This window comes from Mesorhizobium sp. B263B2A, assembly GCF_020165775.1.
GTDB lineage: Bacteria > Pseudomonadota > Alphaproteobacteria > Rhizobiales > Rhizobiaceae > Mesorhizobium > Mesorhizobium opportunistum.
In genome coordinates this window covers 39409-58274 of sequence record NZ_JAIUIU010000028.1, presented here as the reverse complement: position 1 = coordinate 58274, position 18866 = coordinate 39409, and the positions used below count along the sequence as shown (strand labels likewise).

Annotated in this window: 19 protein-coding genes; 12 read left to right on the top strand and 7 right to left on the bottom strand. The window is 61.7% G+C overall.

The genetic code is table 11. From position 1 onward, the window contains the following. The 5 genes from LB568_RS28965 to LB568_RS28945 all read left to right on the top strand — a co-directional run. The coding region (locus LB568_RS28965) for a beta strand repeat-containing protein (RefSeq protein ID WP_224731916.1) at positions 1 to 3351 on the top strand (3351 nt) is incomplete at its 5' end. 25 nt (positions 3352 to 3376) lie between these two features. Continuing rightward, positions 3377 to 3745 carry a hypothetical protein gene (locus tag LB568_RS28960; RefSeq protein WP_224731915.1) on the top strand — a complete coding sequence of 123 codons (369 nt, stop codon included), beginning with the start codon at positions 3377 to 3379 and terminating at the stop codon, positions 3743 to 3745. A 14-nt stretch (positions 3746 to 3759) separates the two neighbouring features. Beyond that, positions 3760 to 5289, top strand: a complete 1530-nt coding sequence (locus LB568_RS28955) for an ABC transporter substrate-binding protein (protein WP_224731914.1) — start codon at positions 3760 to 3762, stop codon at positions 5287 to 5289. A gap of 18 nt (positions 5290 to 5307) precedes the next feature. Beyond that, positions 5308 to 6033, top strand: coding sequence for a thermonuclease family protein (locus LB568_RS28950; protein WP_224731913.1), 726 nt, complete (start codon positions 5308 to 5310; stop codon positions 6031 to 6033). Between the two features lie 106 nt (positions 6034 to 6139). Next, positions 6140 to 6871, top strand: coding sequence for a GGDEF domain-containing protein (locus LB568_RS28945; protein ID WP_224731912.1), 732 nt, complete (start codon positions 6140 to 6142; stop codon positions 6869 to 6871). 290 nt (positions 6872 to 7161) lie between these two features. Here the strand turns inward: LB568_RS28945 and LB568_RS28940 are convergent, their stop codons facing one another. Both LB568_RS28940 and LB568_RS28935 read right to left on the bottom strand, forming a co-directional pair. Then, complete coding sequence (locus LB568_RS28940) at positions 7162 to 7944, bottom strand: Crp/Fnr family transcriptional regulator (RefSeq protein WP_181180402.1); 783 nt, start codon at positions 7942 to 7944, stop codon at positions 7162 to 7164. Between the two features lie 134 nt (positions 7945 to 8078). Next, positions 8079 to 8243 carry a hypothetical protein gene (locus LB568_RS28935; protein ID WP_013893799.1) on the bottom strand — a complete coding sequence of 55 codons (165 nt, stop codon included), beginning with the start codon at positions 8241 to 8243 and terminating at the stop codon, positions 8079 to 8081. Positions 8244 to 8460: 217 nt separating this feature from the next. Here LB568_RS28935 and LB568_RS28930 point away from each other — a divergent pair, with 217 nt between their 5' ends. Both LB568_RS28930 and LB568_RS28925 read left to right on the top strand, forming a co-directional pair. Then, positions 8461 to 8760 (top strand): PRC-barrel domain-containing protein, encoded by a 300-nt coding sequence (locus tag LB568_RS28930; RefSeq protein ID WP_224731911.1) that lies wholly within the window; start codon positions 8461 to 8463, stop codon positions 8758 to 8760. A 90-nt stretch (positions 8761 to 8850) separates the two neighbouring features. Next, positions 8851 to 9288, top strand: coding sequence for a GFA family protein (locus LB568_RS28925; RefSeq protein ID WP_318013305.1), 438 nt, complete (start codon positions 8851 to 8853; stop codon positions 9286 to 9288). 27 nt (positions 9289 to 9315) lie between these two features. Here the strand turns inward: LB568_RS28925 and LB568_RS28920 are convergent, their stop codons facing one another. Next, positions 9316 to 9471, bottom strand: coding sequence for a hypothetical protein (locus LB568_RS28920; protein ID WP_224731910.1), 156 nt, complete (start codon positions 9469 to 9471; stop codon positions 9316 to 9318). 95 nt (positions 9472 to 9566) lie between these two features. Between LB568_RS28920 and LB568_RS28915 the strand changes: the two genes are divergently transcribed. The 5 genes from LB568_RS28915 to LB568_RS28895 all read left to right on the top strand — a co-directional run bounded on the left by LB568_RS28915 (position 9567) and on the right by LB568_RS28895 (position 15959). Then, positions 9567 to 11279 (top strand): HAD-IIB family hydrolase, encoded by a 1713-nt coding sequence (locus LB568_RS28915; protein ID WP_224731909.1) that lies wholly within the window; start codon positions 9567 to 9569, stop codon positions 11277 to 11279. A gap of 353 nt (positions 11280 to 11632) precedes the next feature. Then, entirely contained in the window at positions 11633 to 12577 is a 945-nt protein-coding gene (locus LB568_RS28910; protein ID WP_224731908.1) for an HlyD family secretion protein, read from the top strand. An 8-nt stretch (positions 12578 to 12585) separates the two neighbouring features. After that, the gene (locus LB568_RS28905) at positions 12586 to 14172 is read left to right on the top strand and encodes a DHA2 family efflux MFS transporter permease subunit (protein ID WP_140572672.1); all 1587 of its coding nucleotides are present in this window, start codon (positions 12586 to 12588) and stop codon (positions 14170 to 14172) included. A 128-nt stretch (positions 14173 to 14300) separates the two neighbouring features. Then, the gene (locus LB568_RS28900) at positions 14301 to 14696 is read left to right on the top strand and encodes a hypothetical protein (RefSeq protein WP_140572671.1); all 396 of its coding nucleotides are present in this window, start codon (positions 14301 to 14303) and stop codon (positions 14694 to 14696) included. 72 nt (positions 14697 to 14768) lie between these two features. Beyond that, a complete protein-coding gene (locus LB568_RS28895; protein WP_013893775.1) occupies positions 14769 to 15959 on the top strand; it encodes an NADH-quinone oxidoreductase subunit D in 1191 nt (396 codons plus the stop codon). Between the two features lie 26 nt (positions 15960 to 15985). Here the strand turns inward: LB568_RS28895 and LB568_RS28890 are convergent, their stop codons facing one another. Genes LB568_RS28890 through ehuC form a run of 4 tightly spaced genes read right to left on the bottom strand, consistent with a single transcriptional unit; the run spans position 15986 to position 18865 of the window. Next, entirely contained in the window at positions 15986 to 16708 is a 723-nt protein-coding gene (locus tag LB568_RS28890; protein WP_013893774.1) for a GntR family transcriptional regulator, read from the bottom strand. Then, entirely contained in the window at positions 16705 to 17484 is a 780-nt protein-coding gene (gene ehuA / locus LB568_RS28885) for an ectoine/hydroxyectoine ABC transporter ATP-binding protein EhuA (protein WP_318013304.1), read from the bottom strand. The genes LB568_RS28890 and ehuA overlap by 4 nt, the downstream gene beginning before the upstream one ends. Continuing rightward, a complete protein-coding gene (ehuD, locus tag LB568_RS28880; RefSeq protein WP_224731907.1) occupies positions 17481 to 18140 on the bottom strand; it encodes an ectoine/hydroxyectoine ABC transporter permease subunit EhuD in 660 nt (219 codons plus the stop codon). The genes ehuA and ehuD overlap by 4 nt, the downstream gene beginning before the upstream one ends. Next, the gene (gene ehuC, locus LB568_RS28875) at positions 18137 to 18865 is read right to left on the bottom strand and encodes an ectoine/hydroxyectoine ABC transporter permease subunit EhuC (RefSeq protein ID WP_224731906.1); all 729 of its coding nucleotides are present in this window, start codon (positions 18863 to 18865) and stop codon (positions 18137 to 18139) included. The genes ehuD and ehuC overlap by 4 nt, the downstream gene beginning before the upstream one ends. Between the last annotated feature and the right edge of the window lies 1 nt (position 18866).

The window sequence follows — 18866 nt, the reverse complement described above, 5'->3', positions numbered from 1 at the left end:
ATCAACACGCCCGACGGCACGCTCAAGATCACCGGCGTGACGCCTGCGGCGGACGGCAAGTCGGCCGACTTCACCTACAGCTACACGCTCAATGCCGCCCAGACCCACGACAAGGCGACGGGTCACGACACCACGATCACCGACACCGTCGCGGTCGCCGTCGACGGCATCGGCGGCACCCACGGTGCCGGCAACATCGTCGTCACCATCGTCGACGACGTGCCTGTCGCCACCGCCGATATCGGCAATGTGACGGAAGGTGCGACGCTTCAGGTGCTTGCGCCCCAAGGCGTGCTGTCGAACGACGTGCCCGGCGCGGACGGCTATGCCGCCGGCGGCGCGGTGGTTGGCGTGGCCGCCGGCAGCAACACGGCGAACCCGGTGAGTGGGGGCTTGGGCTTGGGCATCCACGGTGCCTATGGCACGCTGACGCTGCAGGCGAACGGCTCATATATTTACAAGGCAGATCCCGACACGGTAACTACGAATGCGGTCGATCACTTCGTCTACACCATCAAGGATGCGGACGGCGACACCTCGACGACGATGCTAGACATCACCGTCAACAACGTGACGCTGGCCCCGGTCAACCAGACCGGCCAGGTCAACGAAGCCGCGCTCGATTTGGCGAAGGACGGCTCCGACCTTGCCGGTGGCACTGTGACAGGCTCCAATCCTTCGAGCACGGCCGAGACGGTGACGGGCCAGCTGGCAGTTACAGGCACCGGCATCACTTACACGCCGATCAGCACCACCACGGCGCATGGCGTGTTCCAACTGCAGGCCAGCGGCGCCTGGACCTATACGCTGACGTCGCCGTTCGATAGCGGCGCGGTGCAGGGCGCCAACACGCTGGCGAGTGCAGAAAGCTTCAACTACACGGCGCAGGATACGAACGGCAACACGGTTCACGGCACGGTCAAGATCGACGTCGTTGATGACGTGCCGGCCTTCACCCTAGTCAATGACGGCAACGGCGATGGCATTGTCAGCCTATCAGCGCTCAACCCGGCTGCGGCTACCACCTACACCGGCCAGTTTGCCGAATGGCAGTACGGGGCGGACGGGTTTGGCAGCATTTCGGCGACAGGGCAGAATGTGCAAGTTGCCTCCAGCTCGGCATCCCAGATCGTATTGAACCTGATGGAGGGGAACAATGTCGTCGGCAAGCTGACGCTGAATGCCGACGGTACCGACTCGCTGGAAGTGCTGCACCGGCCAGGCAACGTCGTCTTCAATACGGTCGCCGGGAGTGCGGCATCCGCCGGAGGGCCGGCAGGTTCGCTGCTCGTGAATTTGGGCGCGGCGACCAACTTCAACATTGTTGTGACCGGCGATGACGGCAATGCCACCCCGGGCCAAAGTTCGGATCAGGTGAATGCCAGTTCACAGGGCTGGGCTGTCAAAGGAGGTGCCGGCCAGGCAAACGATGCTGGCGAATCCATAAAATTCACATTCGTCGATGACAGCAACAATACCACGCCCAATGGCATTGATGATTTCAAGTTCACAACCCAGGGCTACACGGGTAATATGCAGGCGGCCAACATCACGGTCATCGTTTACCTCGATGCCACCATGACGACTTACGATCAGGTGTCGCTCAGTACGACATCCGGCAGCGTCATACAGGTCAGCAATCTTGACTGGTCGGCTGCCGCGGGCACCGGCAACTATGTAGCCGGCAATGCCATCTACGGCGTGAAAGTCATTAGCGACAGCTCCAATGGCGGCGGTGGGTATCGTTTGAATGGTGTTGAGGTCGGTTCCCAGACTGTAATTGCGCCGCCAAGTATCGACTTTAACAACATCAAAGTAACTACTACGGATCACGACGGCGATACCGCCACGCAAACCTTCAATGTTCACATCGATGGTGCAGCAGGCAGTCAGCTGACGGTTGAAGCTATTGCCGGGACTTCCCAAAATGACCATTTGGTCGGCACTTCCGGTGCCGATACTCTAGTCGGCGGCGCCGGCGACGATACGATCTGCGGCGGCGCAGGGAACGATGTTCTCATTGGCGGCACCGGTGCCGATCAGTTCCGGCTGGCAACCAATACCGGAACGGATACCATCAAGGACTTTGTGGCTGGCACCGACAAGATTGGCTTGCTGGATACCGGCTCGACCGGAAGCGGCAGCGTCAATTTCATCAATACGATCGGAACCTCTGCCGGCACGACGCTCAATGCAGGCGACTTTTCGATACGGGCCTCGATCTCGGCTCTCACAGCCGGGGACTCGGCGCATGTCGTGAGAATCGACACTGCGCAGACGTCGACGCAAATCACGACCACGACAGCCGCGTTGGCGGCCAACACCTATGTGCTTGTCTTCAACGCGACCACCGGGCATGGCGAACTCTGGTTCGACACAAATTGGAATGACGCCACTGGTCGCATCCAGGTCGCAACCCTCGACAACATCACCACGCAAGGGCAGCTTACCGCGCTCACGAGCACAGATTTTGTCGTTCACAACAGCGCTACCGATCCCATCATCCTCGACCTGAACCATGACGGCTTCGCCTTCTCCGATATTGGCCACGGCGTCCAGTTCGACATCAACGGCGACGGTGCGAAGGACCAGATTGCCTGGAACACCTCGAACGACGGCATGCTGGCGATGGATCTCAACCATGACGGCAAGATCGACGATGGCACGGAGCTCTTCACACCGAACTTCGGCGGCGGTCATTTTGCCGACGGCGCGGCCGCGCTGGCCTCGCTCGACAGCAACCATGACGGCGTCATCGACCACAACGACACCGCGTTCAGCAGCCTGCTGATCTGGAAGGACGCCAATGCCAACGGCATCAGCGACACCGGAGAATTGTCGCACCTCACCGACAATGGTGTCGTGTCCATCAGCACAGCGGCGAATACCACGATCAGCGAAATCGATGGGCAGACCGTGACTGGAACAGGAACCTTCCACATGGCCGACGGCACGACCGGCAACTACGTCGAGGTCGAACTCGACACGTCGCTCGTTGCCCCCGCGCAAACGTCCGTTGCCTCCGATGGCACGAAGACCTTCGCCGTCGGCTCGCTCGAGGTTACCGACCTGATCGCCGATTTCCACGACGGCGCTCAGGGCGACAAGATCGATCTTTCTGCATTGCTCAAGGGCCTGGCCGGCGTCACCGACCTCGAAGCCGGCGGCTATCTCGAGATCGCGCAGTCGTCAACCAATGCGGCGAATGCGGAAGTCAAGGTCGATACCAATGGCGGCGGCGACAACTACCACACGGTCGCCGTGCTGGAGAATTATACATTCCACAGTGCCGCCGAGGCGGTGAAAATACTTTATGATGACAGCCATGGTACCAAGCAGGACGTGGCCTAAAGGCGAAAGGGACGGGGTGAGCAACATGAATAGAATTTTGCGGGTGGCTTTCGGGGCTGGTCTACTGTCGATCTTGTCGACGGGGCTCAATGCCGCCGACATCATCGAAGGCCCGACGGGCGACTATTGCCGGACCGTCGGCACTTCCAACCTGGTGCTGAACGACAACATCGTCGATCTCAAGGCCCAGGTGGTGAAGCTGATGGACGAATCCGTCGCCGCGGCCAACAGCTCGGAGTGGATCAACTCGTCGCGGCCGGTCTTCGTCTGGGCGTCGGAAGCCAAGGTCGCCTGCGGCATGGCCTATGGCTATCTGAAGACGAACTACAAGGACGAGGACACGCTCAACAAATGCGAGTGTTTTCACGATCGCATGGTCGAGTACATGCACTGACCGGATAGGCAAATTTGCGCCTGTTGGCCATCATGCCAGCCGACGGATCCTTGTTGAGGGCGATCGCCGCAACGATCGCGTTGGCCGCTCTTGCCCAAATTGTCGCGACCGCTCGCACCAACGGGCTGGAACGACCTCCCATGGAACGATGTCCCTCGTCAGCTTCGACGGACAGGCCCGCGCGACCGCCGAGCCTGACGAACGAGTTGGCGGGCCCTGAGGGCTCGGCTCTTCGGCGGCTAAAGAACAACAGGACGGCGCGACAAGTCCGCCGTAACATGCGTGGCAGACCAGACCGGGAAGAACAAGCCGGCGGCAGACAGGGCGGGACAATCATGGAAGCTGGCCGAAAGGTCTACTGTGCGCGGACGTCGGCAATCGCCTTCGCGCTCGCCCTGACATTGTCGGGCTGCCAGTCGAAAGGCAACGTCACCGAGGTGCTCGATCCGGCGGCAATTGCCGCGCCCGCCGAGCAGGCCACGCCGGCGGGGCAGAATGGCGGTGCCGGTCCAGCCCAGGCGACCCAATCGCTAGGCACCGGTTCGGCAAAAGTCACGATGCTGCTGCCGTTGTCGGCACCCGGAACGGCAGGCGAAAACGGCCGCAAGATGCGCGATGCGGCCAAGCTGGCGATGGCGGATATCGGCAATGGATTGCTCACTCTGACGATAGAAGACACGAAGGGCGACAGCACACAGGCCGGCAAACTGGCGGTACATGCCATCACCACCGGGGTGAAAGTCGTCATCGGCCCAACCGAGCTGCCGGCGGCTCAGCACATCGCCACGCTGTCGGGATCGAAACGGCCACCGGTTCTGGCACTTGCCGACAATTTCGCCGGCAGTGCCGGGGTTTATGCCGTGCCGCTCAGCGAAGCGGACAGCGCGGCGGCAGGTGCGGCGGGGCTTGCCGCCAAAGGCAGCAAGAAGTTCGTATTGCTTGTCGCGGGTGGCCAAAACGCCGCCGCCGTCGAGAAACGGGTCGCCAACGGCCTCAGCATCTATGGCGCCACGCTGGCGGTCACTGTCCCCTATTCGGGCGACGGTGCCGCGAAGGCGGTCGACGAGATGGGCTCGCTCGTGGACACCCCCGACGCGGTCATCGTTGCCAGCGGTGACAGCAGCCCCTCCCCCGTGCTTGCCGCCCTCAAATCGAAGGGCATTCCGGGAAAAGCGATCTCTGTCGTGGGAACGAACCGCTGGCTGGAGCACCCCATCGATCCCTTGTTTGAAGGCGCGTATATCGCCACGCTCGATTCGAGCGAAACCGGGCCGATCGCCGACCGCTTCAGGACGACGTACAATTATCCCGCCGACGTCAATGTAGCCTACGCTTATGATATGGTTGCCCTGACAGCGGGAATTGCCAGCGCGGTCGGACCCGACGGTTTCAGCAAACAGGTTCTCGAAAACCCGAACGGATTTCGCGGATCGACCGGCCTGTTCCGCTTTCGGGCCGACGGATCCAGCCAAAGATCGATGCCGTTCTATCAGGTTCAGAAAGGTGCGCTCAAACTGGTTGCCAAATCGACCTCTGGTTTCTGAACGGCCGGTGACGGGGCCTTGCTCGAACGCTGCGCCGGCGTGATGGGCATGCCCGGGCGCATACGCTGGGTTATCGCGGTCGGAGGCTTCGAGCTCGTGCTCGGGATTGTCCTGATCATGCAGGCCGGAGCCTTGCTTGCGATCGACCGGCCTGCCCCCGCGCCCCAAATGGAGCGTGCCGGCAACCATCCAACCCCTGTGGTCGCGGCCGTTCCCGACGGTCCATGGCGAGACGCGCGCAGGGTTGCCGAGAGCCTCGTCGCGCCGCCGCCGATCGACTTGTCCGAAATCGAGCGGGCCGAAGCCCGGCCGCCGCTCGGCGATCTGGGTCTCGCCGTGCCCCCCAAAAGGCCGAGGCCCCGTGACTGGCGCGAAACCCTGCTCTTCCGTCCGGTCGCCACGTCGTCGGCGACTTTCGAATCCATGGGACGCAAAGTGATCATCGGTGGCGTCGCGAGCATCGAGCCGGAGAGGACCTGCTCGTTTCACGATGTCGCCTGGCCTTGCGGCCAGCGCGCACGTGCCGCCTTCAACTCCTGGCTGCGGGGACGCGCGCTGAAATGTTTCGTACCGCCGGACATCGAGCGTTTCGCCATCGCCGCGCCGTGCAGTCTGGGCAAGCAGGACGCCGGCGCCTGGCTTGTGTCCAACGGCTGGGCGATGGCGCTGCCGACCGGCATCTATGGCAAGGCGCAGGCGGTCGCCGAGGAGACGCAGATGGGGATCTTCGGCCCTCCGCAATAGGCTGCCAGGATCGAGGAGGCTTCCACATCGATCAAATTGTATGGTTTGCCGAAACTGAAATTGCGCGGTGCCCGGCTATATTGGCTGATCTGACAGGAGATTGCCAATGGCACAAACCGCAGCGACCGCCACCGTCCCAGCGTGGAAGAGCGTCGCCTGGCTCACCCTTCTGGGGACAGCCGGGAGCCTTGGCCTCTCCGTCGGCCTCAACTACCTGCTGTTGTTCAGCGAGGCCCTGACGCCGTTCGGGCGCAGCATGGTCACCGCGGTGCTGTTGCCGCTGATCATTGGGCTGCCGCTTTTCGTGCTGATCGGCTGGAAGCAGACCCAGATCCGCGGCTACCGGCGGGAACTCAACAGGTCTGGAACCTATGACAGGGTGACAGGCTGCCTGAATGGTCCGGTTTTCACCTCGATGATCGAGCGGCGCACAGCCAGGCCATCGGCGTCGGGGCCACGCTCGGGCGCCTTCCTGGCGATCCACGCCGAACATCTTCGATCCATCAATCTTCGCTTCGGCCCCGGCTGGGGCGATGAGGCCTTGCGGCTCGTTGCCTCGGCCATACAGTCCGCTGTCCGCAAGGAGGATATGGTGGGGCGCATAGGAACATCGATGTTCGGCGTCTTCCTCCCCGGAGCGACCGAAGCCGAGGCCAAGGACATTGGTGAGCGGATCCGGGCAGGCGTCGCGCGGGTCTATTTCGCGCCCAAGGGCAGCGAGGACGTCCTGGCGATCAGTGTCGGAAGCACCGTGTTTGAAACCGAGCTGGCATTCGAGGACATGTTCCGCTCGGCGGAAGAACAGCTGTCAGGTGCAGAACCTGTGGCGAGTTTCTGAGCGCGATCGCGGGAGAGGCCGCGATCTCCACGGCATCGAACAGGCCGTGTGACCCATTTGCCCGGCATGCAATGCGTTGCCCGGCTATGTACAGTTCTTACCAAACCTCGATCGTTCGTTGCAGGCTTTTTGCGGAACGCTAGATTGGCCACGCGGCATCCCCAATTCATGCCGCAGTGGCCGACGCGGGCTTAGGCAATGGTGTCTCACCGGCATCATCGCGTCGGCCACTCGCAAAGCGACCTGATCCGATCCCAGCCGGAGACGCGTTCGTCCCCTTCCCTCAACGCTTACGTGGGAGGCCGTTCCTGTCTTGCGGGGTTCTTTGAGCCCAGGTCCCCGACCAGCCGGCGATATTGGGCTTCGGGTGGTCCATAAGCCTCTCGCGCCAACGTCAGCAGGCCATCACGACTACGGATCGTGATTTCTCCGCGACGCGCACGAATATACCCGTAGCTCTCGATCATCTGCAGCCCGACAGTCACTCCAGGGCGCCTGACGCCGAGCATGATGGACAGAAATTCATGGGTTATCACGAGCCTGTCGCCGACAGTGCGGTCGCCGCACATCAAAAGCCACCTGGCCAGGCGAACTTCCAGGCTTTGCCGCGCGTTGATCGCTGCCGTGTAGCTGGTCTGGACGTGAAGATATTGGACATAGCGCAACAGAAACGGCCGCAGCGTCGGGCTATCCTCCAGGGCTTCGACGAATGGGGCAGCCGGTATGCGGATCGCTTCACTCGTCGACTGCACGTAACAGTCGAAGTTCGCCTGTTCGTCCCCCATCACCAGCGCCGAGCCGGTCATTCCTTCGAAGCCAATTATGCCCACTTCTGCTTCGGTCTTCGCCGATGTCTTCGCCACCACCGATGCCAGCCCGCTTTCAAGAAAGTAGACAGCTTCAATCTTTTGACCCGCGGTTTCCAGCGGCGCGCGCAGCTCCAGGAAGACGCTCTGGAGATGCGGCTTCAGCCGCGCGAAATCGTCCACGCTCATCCGGCGCAACAATTCGCTCTTGGCTTGCAGGATCTGGTGATCCACGAGACTCTCTCCCTTGGGCAAGAGCACTCGCATCTCTTAGCCGGCCGCGCCCGTCGAACGAGCGGACGGTGACGAACCATAGACTGCGCTTCACACAGCACTAGGAGGGCTAGCGCGTTGGTATAAAACCGACATTTACTGCTGTGGAAAAATCGCGGCTTCGCGGGCTATCCATCCTTGGCCACAAGACGAGCCTCGCGCAGGATGGAGGCGCGATCGAAGCCGACCAGCGATATTATTTCACGTATCTGCTGTTCCGTAGCGCCCGAATCCCGCGCAAGAGCGCGCACCGTCTCTGCCGTCAGCCCCGGGCGCTCAGGTTCTTTCGCCATGACATCCTCGTGCCGGCCAAAGCGCGATCGCCTCTCCCAAGCGTCGCGCGAACCATTTTCTCTTTGTACGATTTCGTACAGACCTTGGCGAGTCAAATCGGGCCATGGCTCAATTCGGGCGGCTCTGCAGTCCATCCATCCGAGACCACCAAAATCGTTCGGAACGATTGCCTCGCTGGGTGGTTCAACTATCCCGTCCCAACAGGAGACTTGAACGATGGACCACACCAATCACGTCCGCCTCACGAGCGCAGAATTGACGCCTGCCATTTTGCAAGACGCCACGATATACGACACTGACGACAACAAGGTCGGCACCGTTTCCCATGTTCATGGTTCCGGAGCCGGCAGTCAGGTGGTGATCGATGTCGGCGGATTTCTCGGCATCGGCGCCAAGCCGGTGGCCGTCCCCGCGAGCCAGTTGGATTTCATGCGCGATGAAGATGGCGATGTCCACGCGGTGACCAACTGGACCAAGGATCAGCTCAAAAACATGCCCGAGCATCACGACGCCTGATATCAGGGATTTGCCCTTTCCCGGGAGCGGCCGCATGGCCAATCCGGGAGATCGGAACGCGACGGATGCTTCGGCACCAGGGAGTGACGGATGACGCGGCGCGAGACAGGGACTTGCTTCTGCGGTGCGATAGCCGCCGCCATGGACGGCGAGCCTTTCTGGATTTGCTACGACCACGACGACGATTGCCGTAGGGCCATTGGCGGTCCGCTCACGGTCTGGGTCGGGTATCGGCCCGACCAATTCCGGCTTTTGAAGGGAACTCCGACAAGCTTTTCGAGGACACCCGGCGTGGTCCGTACCTTCTGCCCCGACTGCGGGAGTTCCATCGGCTACAGCGACGAAGGCCTGCCGGACGAACTCTATCTGACGATCGGCTTCTTCGACAGACCTGAAGGGTTGCGCCCACAAGCTCACGCCTATTGGGAGCTCAGGCTGCCCTGGGTCGCATTTGACGACAAGCTGCCGCGCATCGATCGTTATTCAAGGAAGCGCGACGCAAAATTCGGCAATCCACGTGACAGGTAGACTGACCGCGCTCCGCTGGGACGATGCTCAGATCACCGCTTCTTCCAGAAAGGATTCATTGCGCGGTATGCGCTCGTAACTGAATGGCGACAGGTCGAGCATCTGAAACGCGCCATGGACGACCAATTCGGAGACCGCCCGGATCTCAGAGGCAAGGACACCACCACTCTTTTGGGAAACCAATGATTCCCGGCGCTCCTGCGAATGGGAGCCTTTATCCCGATCATTCGTTCTAGCCTGAGTTCAACGCAACCTGGCAACGATGAAAGGCGGGCGGAATGTACTTCATCGCCTTGGCGACTGACTATGACGGCACGCTGGCTCATGACGGGATCGTCTCCAAGAAAACGCTCGCTGCCCTGGAGCGGTTCAAGAAAAGCGGCCGCAAGCTGGTTCTGGTCACCGGGCGCGAACTGCCCGATCTCAAACGCGTCTTTCCCGAAGTCAGCCTGTTCGACAAGGTGGTCGCTGAAAATGGCGCCTTGATCTACACGCCGGCAAGCGAGGAAGAGCGGGCGATCTCGCCCGCGCCGGATCCCAAATTCGTCGCCCGGCTGAAGAAGCTCGGCGTCAAGCCGCTTTCGGTGGGGCGCTCGATCGTGGCGACATGGGAGCCGCATCAGGCGACAGTGCTCGACGTCATCAAGGAGACCGGCCTGGAGCTCGAAATCATCTTCAACAAGGGCGCGGTGATGGTTCTGCCGAGCGGCATCAACAAGGCCACCGGACTGATCGTCGCGCTTCAGGATCTTCGGCTCTCGCCACACAATGTCGTCGGCGTCGGCGACGCCGAAAACGACCATGCCTTCTTGCAAGCGTGCGGCTGCAGCGTCGCCGTGGACAACGCGATTCCCGCCGTCAAGAACACCGCCGATCTGGTCATGCCAGGCGCACGCGGCAAAGGCGTCGAGCAACTGGTCGACAAACTGATCAAACACGATCACGAGATCGTTTCGAGACGGCATGACGGCATTGTTCTGGGATCGGCCGCCGGCGACGATGTCTATTTGTCGCCGACCGATACGGTGCTGATCGCCGGCAGTTCGGGCATCGGCAAATCCACCTTGGCCACGGCGCTGACGGAACGCTTCGTCGAGAGCGGATTTCAGTTCTGCGTGTTCGATCCCGAGGGCGACTATGACGGCCTCGAGGGCGCCGTCCGGATGGGCGACGGATCAAGCGCACCGACAAAAGCGCAAGTGCTGGACTTGATCGCCAAGGCCGACAGCAATGTCGTCGTCAACGGGCTGGCGCTGCGCGTCAACGAGCGGCCGGACTTCTTTGTCGACCTTTTGCCCGACCTCGGCAGTTTCCGCCGCCGGACGGCCAGACCGCACTGGCTGGTCATCGATGAAGCGCACCATCTTCTTCCCAAGCGGCGCGAAGATACGCGTGCGGTCCTGTCACTGGAATTGCCGGGCACGGTCCTGATCACGGTCCATCCCGAAGCGATCTCGACCGATGCGCTGCGACTGGTAACAGCCATTGTTGCCCTTGGCCCCAAGGCGAAGAACGTCGTGAAGGTCTTCTGCCGCGAAATCGGCATCGACCCGCCAAAGGACATGTCCTCGCCCAAGGGCGAGCGCGTGTTGTTCTGGCGGCCCCAGAAACGCAAGAAAATCGCCACGGTCAAGGTCGTCGAGCCACGCCAATCGCTGAAGCGGCACAGCCGCAAATATGCCGAAGGCCAGCTCGATGAGGCAGGCAGCTTCTATTTCCACGGCCCAGACGACGCAATGAACCTCAGGGCTCACAATCTGATGATTTTCGCCCAGATCGCCGAAGGCATAGACGACAAGACCTGGGAGTTTCACTTGCGTGCCGGCGACTATTCCAAATGGTTCCGCAACCAGATCAGGGACAAGGACCTGGCGCGCGAAACCGCCGAAGCGGAGAAGGACAAAACGCTGTCGGCCGAGGAGAGTCGCAAGCAGGTGCTCGATGCCGTGCGCCGCCGCTACACCGCCCCCGCCACCGCACCTGAAGAATAGACCTGCAATGCGCCCGTCGCACCCTTCGTCAGGAACTTTTATGGCCAGCTGCCGTTGACTCGGCTCCACAAAGCGGGCGGCACCCTTTGCTCGAGAGTTTTCCCGTGGACGCGAAAACCCAGACAAAAGAACCGGATGAAACGTACAAAAAGCGCGAAGCTTCGAGCCGGGCGAAGCCACGCCCTTCGCCCAAACGCAAAGGGGCTGCGGCGCAAACCGACCCCCCGGAGAATGAGGCGGGCGACAAGAACGCAGGGCAGGCGAAGCCTGGCCTGCTGAGCCTCCCGCGGCGGCGTCCCTACCTGTCAATCGCTATCCTGATTGTCCTGCTGCTGGTCGCGGCGGGGCTCGTCATGTGGTGGCTGAACGCCCGCCAGTATGAATCGACCGATGACGCCTTCATCGACGCCCGCACGGTGACCATCGGCGCCGAGATATCAGGCCGTATCACCGACGTCGCCGTAACGGACAACCAGCCGGTCAAGGCGGGCGATATCCTGTTGCGCATCGACGACGCCGACTATCAGGCTAACCTCAAGCAGGCCGACGCAGGCGTGGCCGCGGCACAGGCCGAGATTGCCGACGTCCAAGCCCAGATCGAAGCTCAGAACGCAAAGATCGACGCCGCGCAGAAACAGGTGGTCCAGGCCCAGGCGGCGCTCGATTTCGCCAAGGCCGAGGATCGGCGCAACCGCGAGCTCCTGGCCAAGGGCACGGCCACGCAGCAGCAGGCCCAGCAGGCCGCTTCAACGCTGCGCCAGGATCAGGCTGCTCTCGACAGCGCCCAAGCCAACGCGGCTGCCGCCAAGAGCCAGATCGTGGTCCTGCAGGCACGGGACAAGAGCGCCGAAGCCAAGCTCAACCAAGCCAAGGCGAGCCAGGACCAGGCGCACACCACGTTGTCGCGCACCGCAATCACCGCGCCGGTTGCCGGGCATGCAACCAGCATCTCGGTTGGCCAGGGCACCTATGCCCAGCCCGGCCAGGTGCTGATGATGTTCGTTCCCGACGAGGTCTGGGTGAAGGCCAATTTCAAGGAAACGCAGCTCGATCTGATGCGGCCTGGACAGCCGGTCGACATCGACATCGACGCCTATCCTGAAAAATCCTTCCATGGCCGCGTCGACAGTATCCAGGCGGGCAGCGGCACCGCCTTCAGCCTGCTGCCGGCCGAGAATGCCACCGGCAACTTCGTCAAGGTCGTGCAGCGCGTGCCGGTCAAGATCGTCTTCGACAAACCGCCGGGCGTGCTGCTGGGACCGGGCCTGTCGGTGGTGCCGACCGTCAAGGTGCGGTGAGTGGCGAGATGGCCGGCGCGCAAAGCGAAAGCAGATCCGCCGCCGGTGGGCGCAATCCCTGGCTGATTGCAATCGTCGTCTCGATCGCCACCTTCATGCTGGTGCTCGACACCTCCATCGCCAACGTCGCGCTGCGCAACATCGCCGGCAGCCTGGCGGCCGGTATGGATGAAAGCACCTGGGTGATCACCACCTATCTGGTGGCGAATTCGGTGATCATCCCGGTCAGCGGCTGGCTGGCCAGCGTCATCGGCCGCAAGCGTTACTACATGCTTTGCGTGGCGACCTTCACCATCGCATCGCTGCTGTGCGGGCTGGCGCCCAACCTGGAACTGCTGATCGTCTTCAGGATCCTGCAGGGCCTCGGCGGCGGTGGCATGGCACCCAGCGAACAGTCGATTCTCGCCGACACCTTCCCGCCCGAAAAACGCTCTCAGGCGTTCGCGCTCTACGGCATCGCCGTCATCGTCGCGCCGACGGTGGGGCCGACCATCGGCGGCTGGCTGACCGATCATTTCTCCTGGCATTGGATCTTCTTCATCAACGTCCCGTTCGGCATCATGTCACTGGCCCTGGTGCAGTGGCTGGTCGTCGAACCTGATGTGCTTGAACGCGAACGCCTGGAGCGATTGAAAGGCGGCCTCAGAATAGATTGGGTCGGGTTCGTTCTGGTGGCCACCGCGCTTGGCTGTCTGGAAATCTTTCTCGACGAGGGCCAACGCAACGATTGGTTCGCGTCGGCCTTCATCACGACCTTCGCGGTGATTTCGGCGATCTCGTTCCTGCTGCTGATCCCCTGGGAGTTCAACCACCGCGATCCGGTCGTCGACATCCGCTTGCTGTTCAGCCGCCAGTTCGGCACGTCGTTCCTGGTGATGATGGCCGTGGGCGCGGTGCTGTTCAGCACCACGCAGCTGATGCCGCAGCTGCAGCAGACCGCCTTTGACTATACGGCGACCCTGTCGGGCCTCTCGATGATGCCGGGCGGCATCGCCATGCTGATACTCATGCCGATTTCCGGATTTGCCGGCAGCATCGTCCAACCCAAATACCTGATCATGGCGGGGATGTCCGCTGTCGCCATCGCCCTGTGGCATATGACGGCGCTGACCCCGGACGCCAGCTTCCGCTTTTTTGCCTTTGCGCGCGTTTTCCTGATGATCGGCCTGCCGTTCCTGTTCATCCCCATTTCGACCGCGGCCTATGTCGGGCTGGCGCCGCAGCAGACCAACCAGGCATCGGCGCTGATCAATGTCGCCCGCAATATCGGCGGCAGCATCGGCGTATCCTTGTCCAACACGGTGATCGCCCAAAACGCGCAACTCCACCAGGCACACCTCGTCGGCCACACGGCACAGTCGTCGCCGGCCTACCAGCAGGTGCTGCGTCAGGCGACCGAGCACTTCGTGGCTCAAGGCTCGCCTATGGTCGAGGCAAAACAGCAGGCGATCGGCTGGATCGGGCAGCTGATAGCGCGCCAGGCCTCACTGCTCGCCTATGTCGATGTCTTTCGGTATTGCGCGGTAGCAACGGCGATCCTCGTGCCGCTCGCTCTGCTGCTGCGGTCTCCAACACCGAAGGCCGGAAAGCGCTAGCCGCATTCCTCCCAAATCCCATCAGACGTTTGCCGGGCAAAAACGTCCCGATGTGGTCAGAGTTGCGGAACCATCCCCCCGGCATAGGGGTTTCTTTCGATGTCTCTCGAGAGGATGAAGGAGCGACCATGCGGATTTTGACGATAGCCATCGCACTTTCCGGGGCGGTCATCACTCAGCCCATCCATGGGCAAACCATCGCGCCGCAGCTCCCCCAGATGACGTCACCGCAGGGGGAAGTCCAACCGGAGCAGACGCTGCCCGATCAAGGCTCTCCTGATTTGAATTTCACCGGCGTCGCCGTTGTCGCGGTCGAGGATTTGCCTGCAGAAATCAAGGCACAGGCGGATGCCGTGATCAATCAGACCAGCGCGAAGGACTTGCTTCGGCTGCAAAACTCCATCGATGCTTCGCCTCAGGCAAGCTCGGTATTGAGGGCAAACGGGCTCAACTCCTCGCAGGTCGTCGCGGCGAACATCGATGGTGATGGCACTTTGACGCTGATCATCCAGACGACGACTTGAGCGGCGCCGGCCGAATCACGCTGCGAAACCAATAAACGCACTTGCCAATAAACGCACTTGCAGAGAGCCGTCATGGCCGAAGCCGCCGTTCGCAACTTCACCATCAATTTCGGACCGCAGCATCCTTCCGCGCACGGCGTTCTTCGGCTGGTGCTCGAACTGGATGGCGAGATCGTCGACCGCGCCGATCCGCATATCGGGCTGCTTCACCGCGGCACCGAGAAACTGATCGAGTATAAGAACTATCTGCAGGCCCTGCCCTATTTCGACCGGCTCGACTATGTCGCGCCGATGAACCAGGAGCATGCCTTCTGCCTTGCCGCCGAGAAATTGCTCGAAATATCGGTGCCCAGGCGCGGACAGCTCATCCGCGTCCTGTTTTGCGAAATCGGCCGGCTTCTGTCGCATCTCCTCAATGTCACGACACAGGCCATGGATATTGGCGCGCTGACACCGCCGCTCTGGGGATTTGCGGAGCGCGAGAAGCTGATGGTCTTCTACGAGCGTGCCTCCGGCGCCCGCATGCATGCGAACTATTTCAGGATCGGCGGCGTGCATCAGGACCTGCCTCCGAAGCTTCTCGACGACATCTGGGCCTTCTGCGACCCGTTCCTCAAGGTCTGCGAAAATCTCGACGATCTGCTCACCGGCAGTCGTATTTTCAAGCAACGAAATGTCGATGTCGGCGCCATCTCGCTGGATGATGCCTGGGCCTGGGGTTTTTCCGGCGTCATGGTGCGTGGATCGGGGGCGTCATGGGACCTGCGCAAGGCACAGCCGTACGAATGTTACCCCGAAATGGATTTCGACATTCCGGTCGGCAAGAATGGAGACTGCTATGATCGCTACCTCGTTCGCATGGAGGAAATGCGCCAATCGGTCCGGATCATGAAGCAATGCCTGGACAAGCTGCGGTTGCCGGAAGGCCAGGGGCCCGTGGCCATCCCGAACCAGAAGATCACGCCGCCGCCGCGCGCCCGGATGAAACGATCGATGGAAGCGACCATCCAGCATTTCAAACTTTATACCGAAGGGCATCGCGTGCCGGCCGGAGAGGTCTACGCCGCGGTCGAGGCTCCGAAAGGCGAGTTCGGCGTCTATCTGGTTTCGAACGGCAGCAATGTTCCCTATCGGTGCAAGATCCGCGCGCCGTCCTTTGCGCATCTGCAGGCGATGGATTTCCTGTCCCGCGGGCACATGATCGCCGATGTTGCAGCGATCATCGGATCGCTCGATATCGTGTTTGGGGAGATCGATCGCTGACCGGTGCGCCGATCACGAACCGCCGATCACGCATTTTTGTCGAAATCGGTGATCTCGCCCGCGTGGCGCATCATGCGGCGAAAGCTCATCGAGATATGGGCGCGCCTTATATGGCCGATCGACTCCCAATCTCCGATTTCCGCAGCGGCCAGGACCTCCTCCATTTCCCGGCGAAAGGCAGTGAATTCTTCGACAAGGCCGAGCTGCGGCATCATCTTCAGGACGACCCGCGCGACCTGAAAATACAGGCGCTCGCTGATCTCGCGCAGCGGCTGGTTGCCGGTCATCGCGGTGAGTTCGTAGAAGAAATCCATATTGAGGCGAAGAAAGGCGCGCTGATCGGGGTTGAGGATATCGGAGTCGCAGCGCGCGATAAGCGCCCTAATCCGATCGAGATCCTCCGCTGTGCGCGGGATCGGCGAAAGCTTGCCGACGAGCAGCGCCAATTCCAGCCTCAGATGGTAGACCTGCTGCAATTCCTCGATATCGACATCGGTGACGATCGTGCCGACGCCATGGACGGATTGAACGAGACCCTCGGATTCCAGCCGCGCCAGCACACGTCGAACCGGTGTCCGGCTGATCTCGAATTCCTGGGCCAGTTCTTCCTCGGAGAGATGGCTTCCCGGAGCATAGTCCAGCAGGCAGATGCGGTCGCGCAAGATCCGGTAGATGCGCTCGAACCGCTCGCGCGCCGAGAGCGGGCGCAGGGGCACGGCTAGGGGCGTGGCATCTGTCTCAAGCGTCATCCAGCCTCCAGGACAGCATGCAGGAATTGCCGTGTCCGCTCGTTCTTGGGTGCCCCGAACAGTTCGCTAGGCGGCCCCTGTTCGCAAATCTTGCCTTGGTAGAAGAAGCAGACGCGATCGGAAAACTCCTTGGCGAAACCCATCTGGTGGGTGACCATCAGCATCGTCAGATCGTGCTCGCGACCGATCTGCCTTATCACCTGCAGCACTTCGCCGACAAGCTCCGGGTCGAGGGCCGACGTGACCTCGTCGAACAGCATGATCTTGGGCCGCATGGCCAGCGCCCTGGCGATGGCGACGCGCTGCTGCTGGCCACCGGACAACTGGGACGGGTAGTGATCCTTCTTCTGGGCCAGCCCCACCAGTTCCAGCAGCTCGGCCGCGCGCGCCTCGGCATCCGACCGCTTCATGCCAAGCACCGTCATCGGCGCCTCGATGCAGTTGGCCATCGCCGTCATATGCGGGAACAGATTGAAGGACTGGAACACCATGCCGATCTTCGCCCTGATACGGCGAATATGGGCAAGGTCGGCAGGCACGAGCTTGCCGTTCTTCTTCATGTGGGTCAGCGGTTCGCCCTCGACCCAGATGACGCCGTCATTGATCGTCTCCAGCGTCATCAGCATGCGCAGCACCGTCGTCTTGCCGGAGCCGGACGGGCCGATGACCGAGACTTTTTCGCCACGCGCGATTTCAAGATTGAGCCCGTCGAGAACGGTGACCGAGCCGTAGCGTTTCGAAACATTCTCGAAACGGACCATCGGTTGTTCCGTCATCGCGTGGACCTCCGGTTGAGCAGGCGTTCGAGAGCGCGGATGAGCGCGGCCGACACCAGGCTCATGGCAAGGAAGAACAGGCCGACCAGCGTGATCGGCTCGGTGTAGCGGAAAGTGTCGGAACCGATGATCTTGGCGGTCTGCATCAGCTCCATCACGGCGATCGCGGAAAGCAGCGGCGTCTCCTTGAACAGGGCGACGAGGTAGTTGCCGAGCGCCGGAACGATTGGCGGGATCGCCTGCGGGATGATGACGTCGCGGAACGTCGTCCAGGCCGACAGATTAAGTGCGATCGAGGCTTCCCACTGGCCGCGATGGATGTTGTCGAAACCGGCGCGATAGACCTCGGAGCAATAGGCGGCGTAATGGATGCCGATGGCAAGCACCCCGGCGGTGAAGGCATCGAGCACCAGGCCGAATTTCGGGAAAACGAAGTAGATGAAGAATATCTGGATGAGCAGCGGTGTCGAACGGATCAGCTCGACCAGCACCGAAATCGTCCAGCCGGTCCATGGCACCGCAATGCGCACGACGGCCAGCACCAGGCCGAGGGTGGCGGCGAGCACGAAGCCGATCAGCGTCGCCTCCACCGAAACGATGGCTGCCTGCGCCAGCACCGGCAGGATTTCGAGGGTGAAGCTCCAGTCCCAGATCATGCTGCCTTCCCCCGCGCCAGACCGGCCGATGCACGCCGTTCGAGCAGCCGCATGCCGATGGTGAGGACCAGCGACATGGCGAGATACATCAGCAGGACGAGCGTGAAGATCGGAATGGTCTTGAACGTGTTCTGGTTCATCTGCTGCGCCTTGAAGGCAAGGTCGGAGAGCGTGATCAGCGAGACCAACGAAGTCGATTTGAGAAGCTCGATGAACAGGTTGCCCCAAGGCGGGATCATGGCGACGAAAGCCTGCGGGAGGATGATCCGGCGCAGCATTTGCGGGCGGGAGAGGTTCAATGCCGTGCATGCCTCCCACTGGCCGCGGGCTACCGACAGGATCGCGCCGCGTACGACCTCCGATCCGTAAGCGCCGACGTTCAGGCCAAGCGCCATGACGGCGACCAGGAATGCGTTCAGCGTGACGCCGAATTGCGGCAGCACGAAAAACAGCCAGAACAGTTGCACCAGCGCCGAGGTGCCGCGAAAGATCTCGACATAGACTGTTGCCAGCCATCTGAGCGGCGCCGGGCCGTAAAGCCGGGCGAGCGCGGCAAGCACGCCCATGACGACGGCGAGCAGGCTGCCAAGGATGGCGATCTCGATCGTCAAGACCGCGCCCTGCAGCAGACCAGGCAGAAACAGGCTGTAGGCCTGCTGTGTCGCCAGGACACCGATGACGGCGAGTGCAACCGCCAGCATCGCTACAAGCGTGCGGATTCCCATC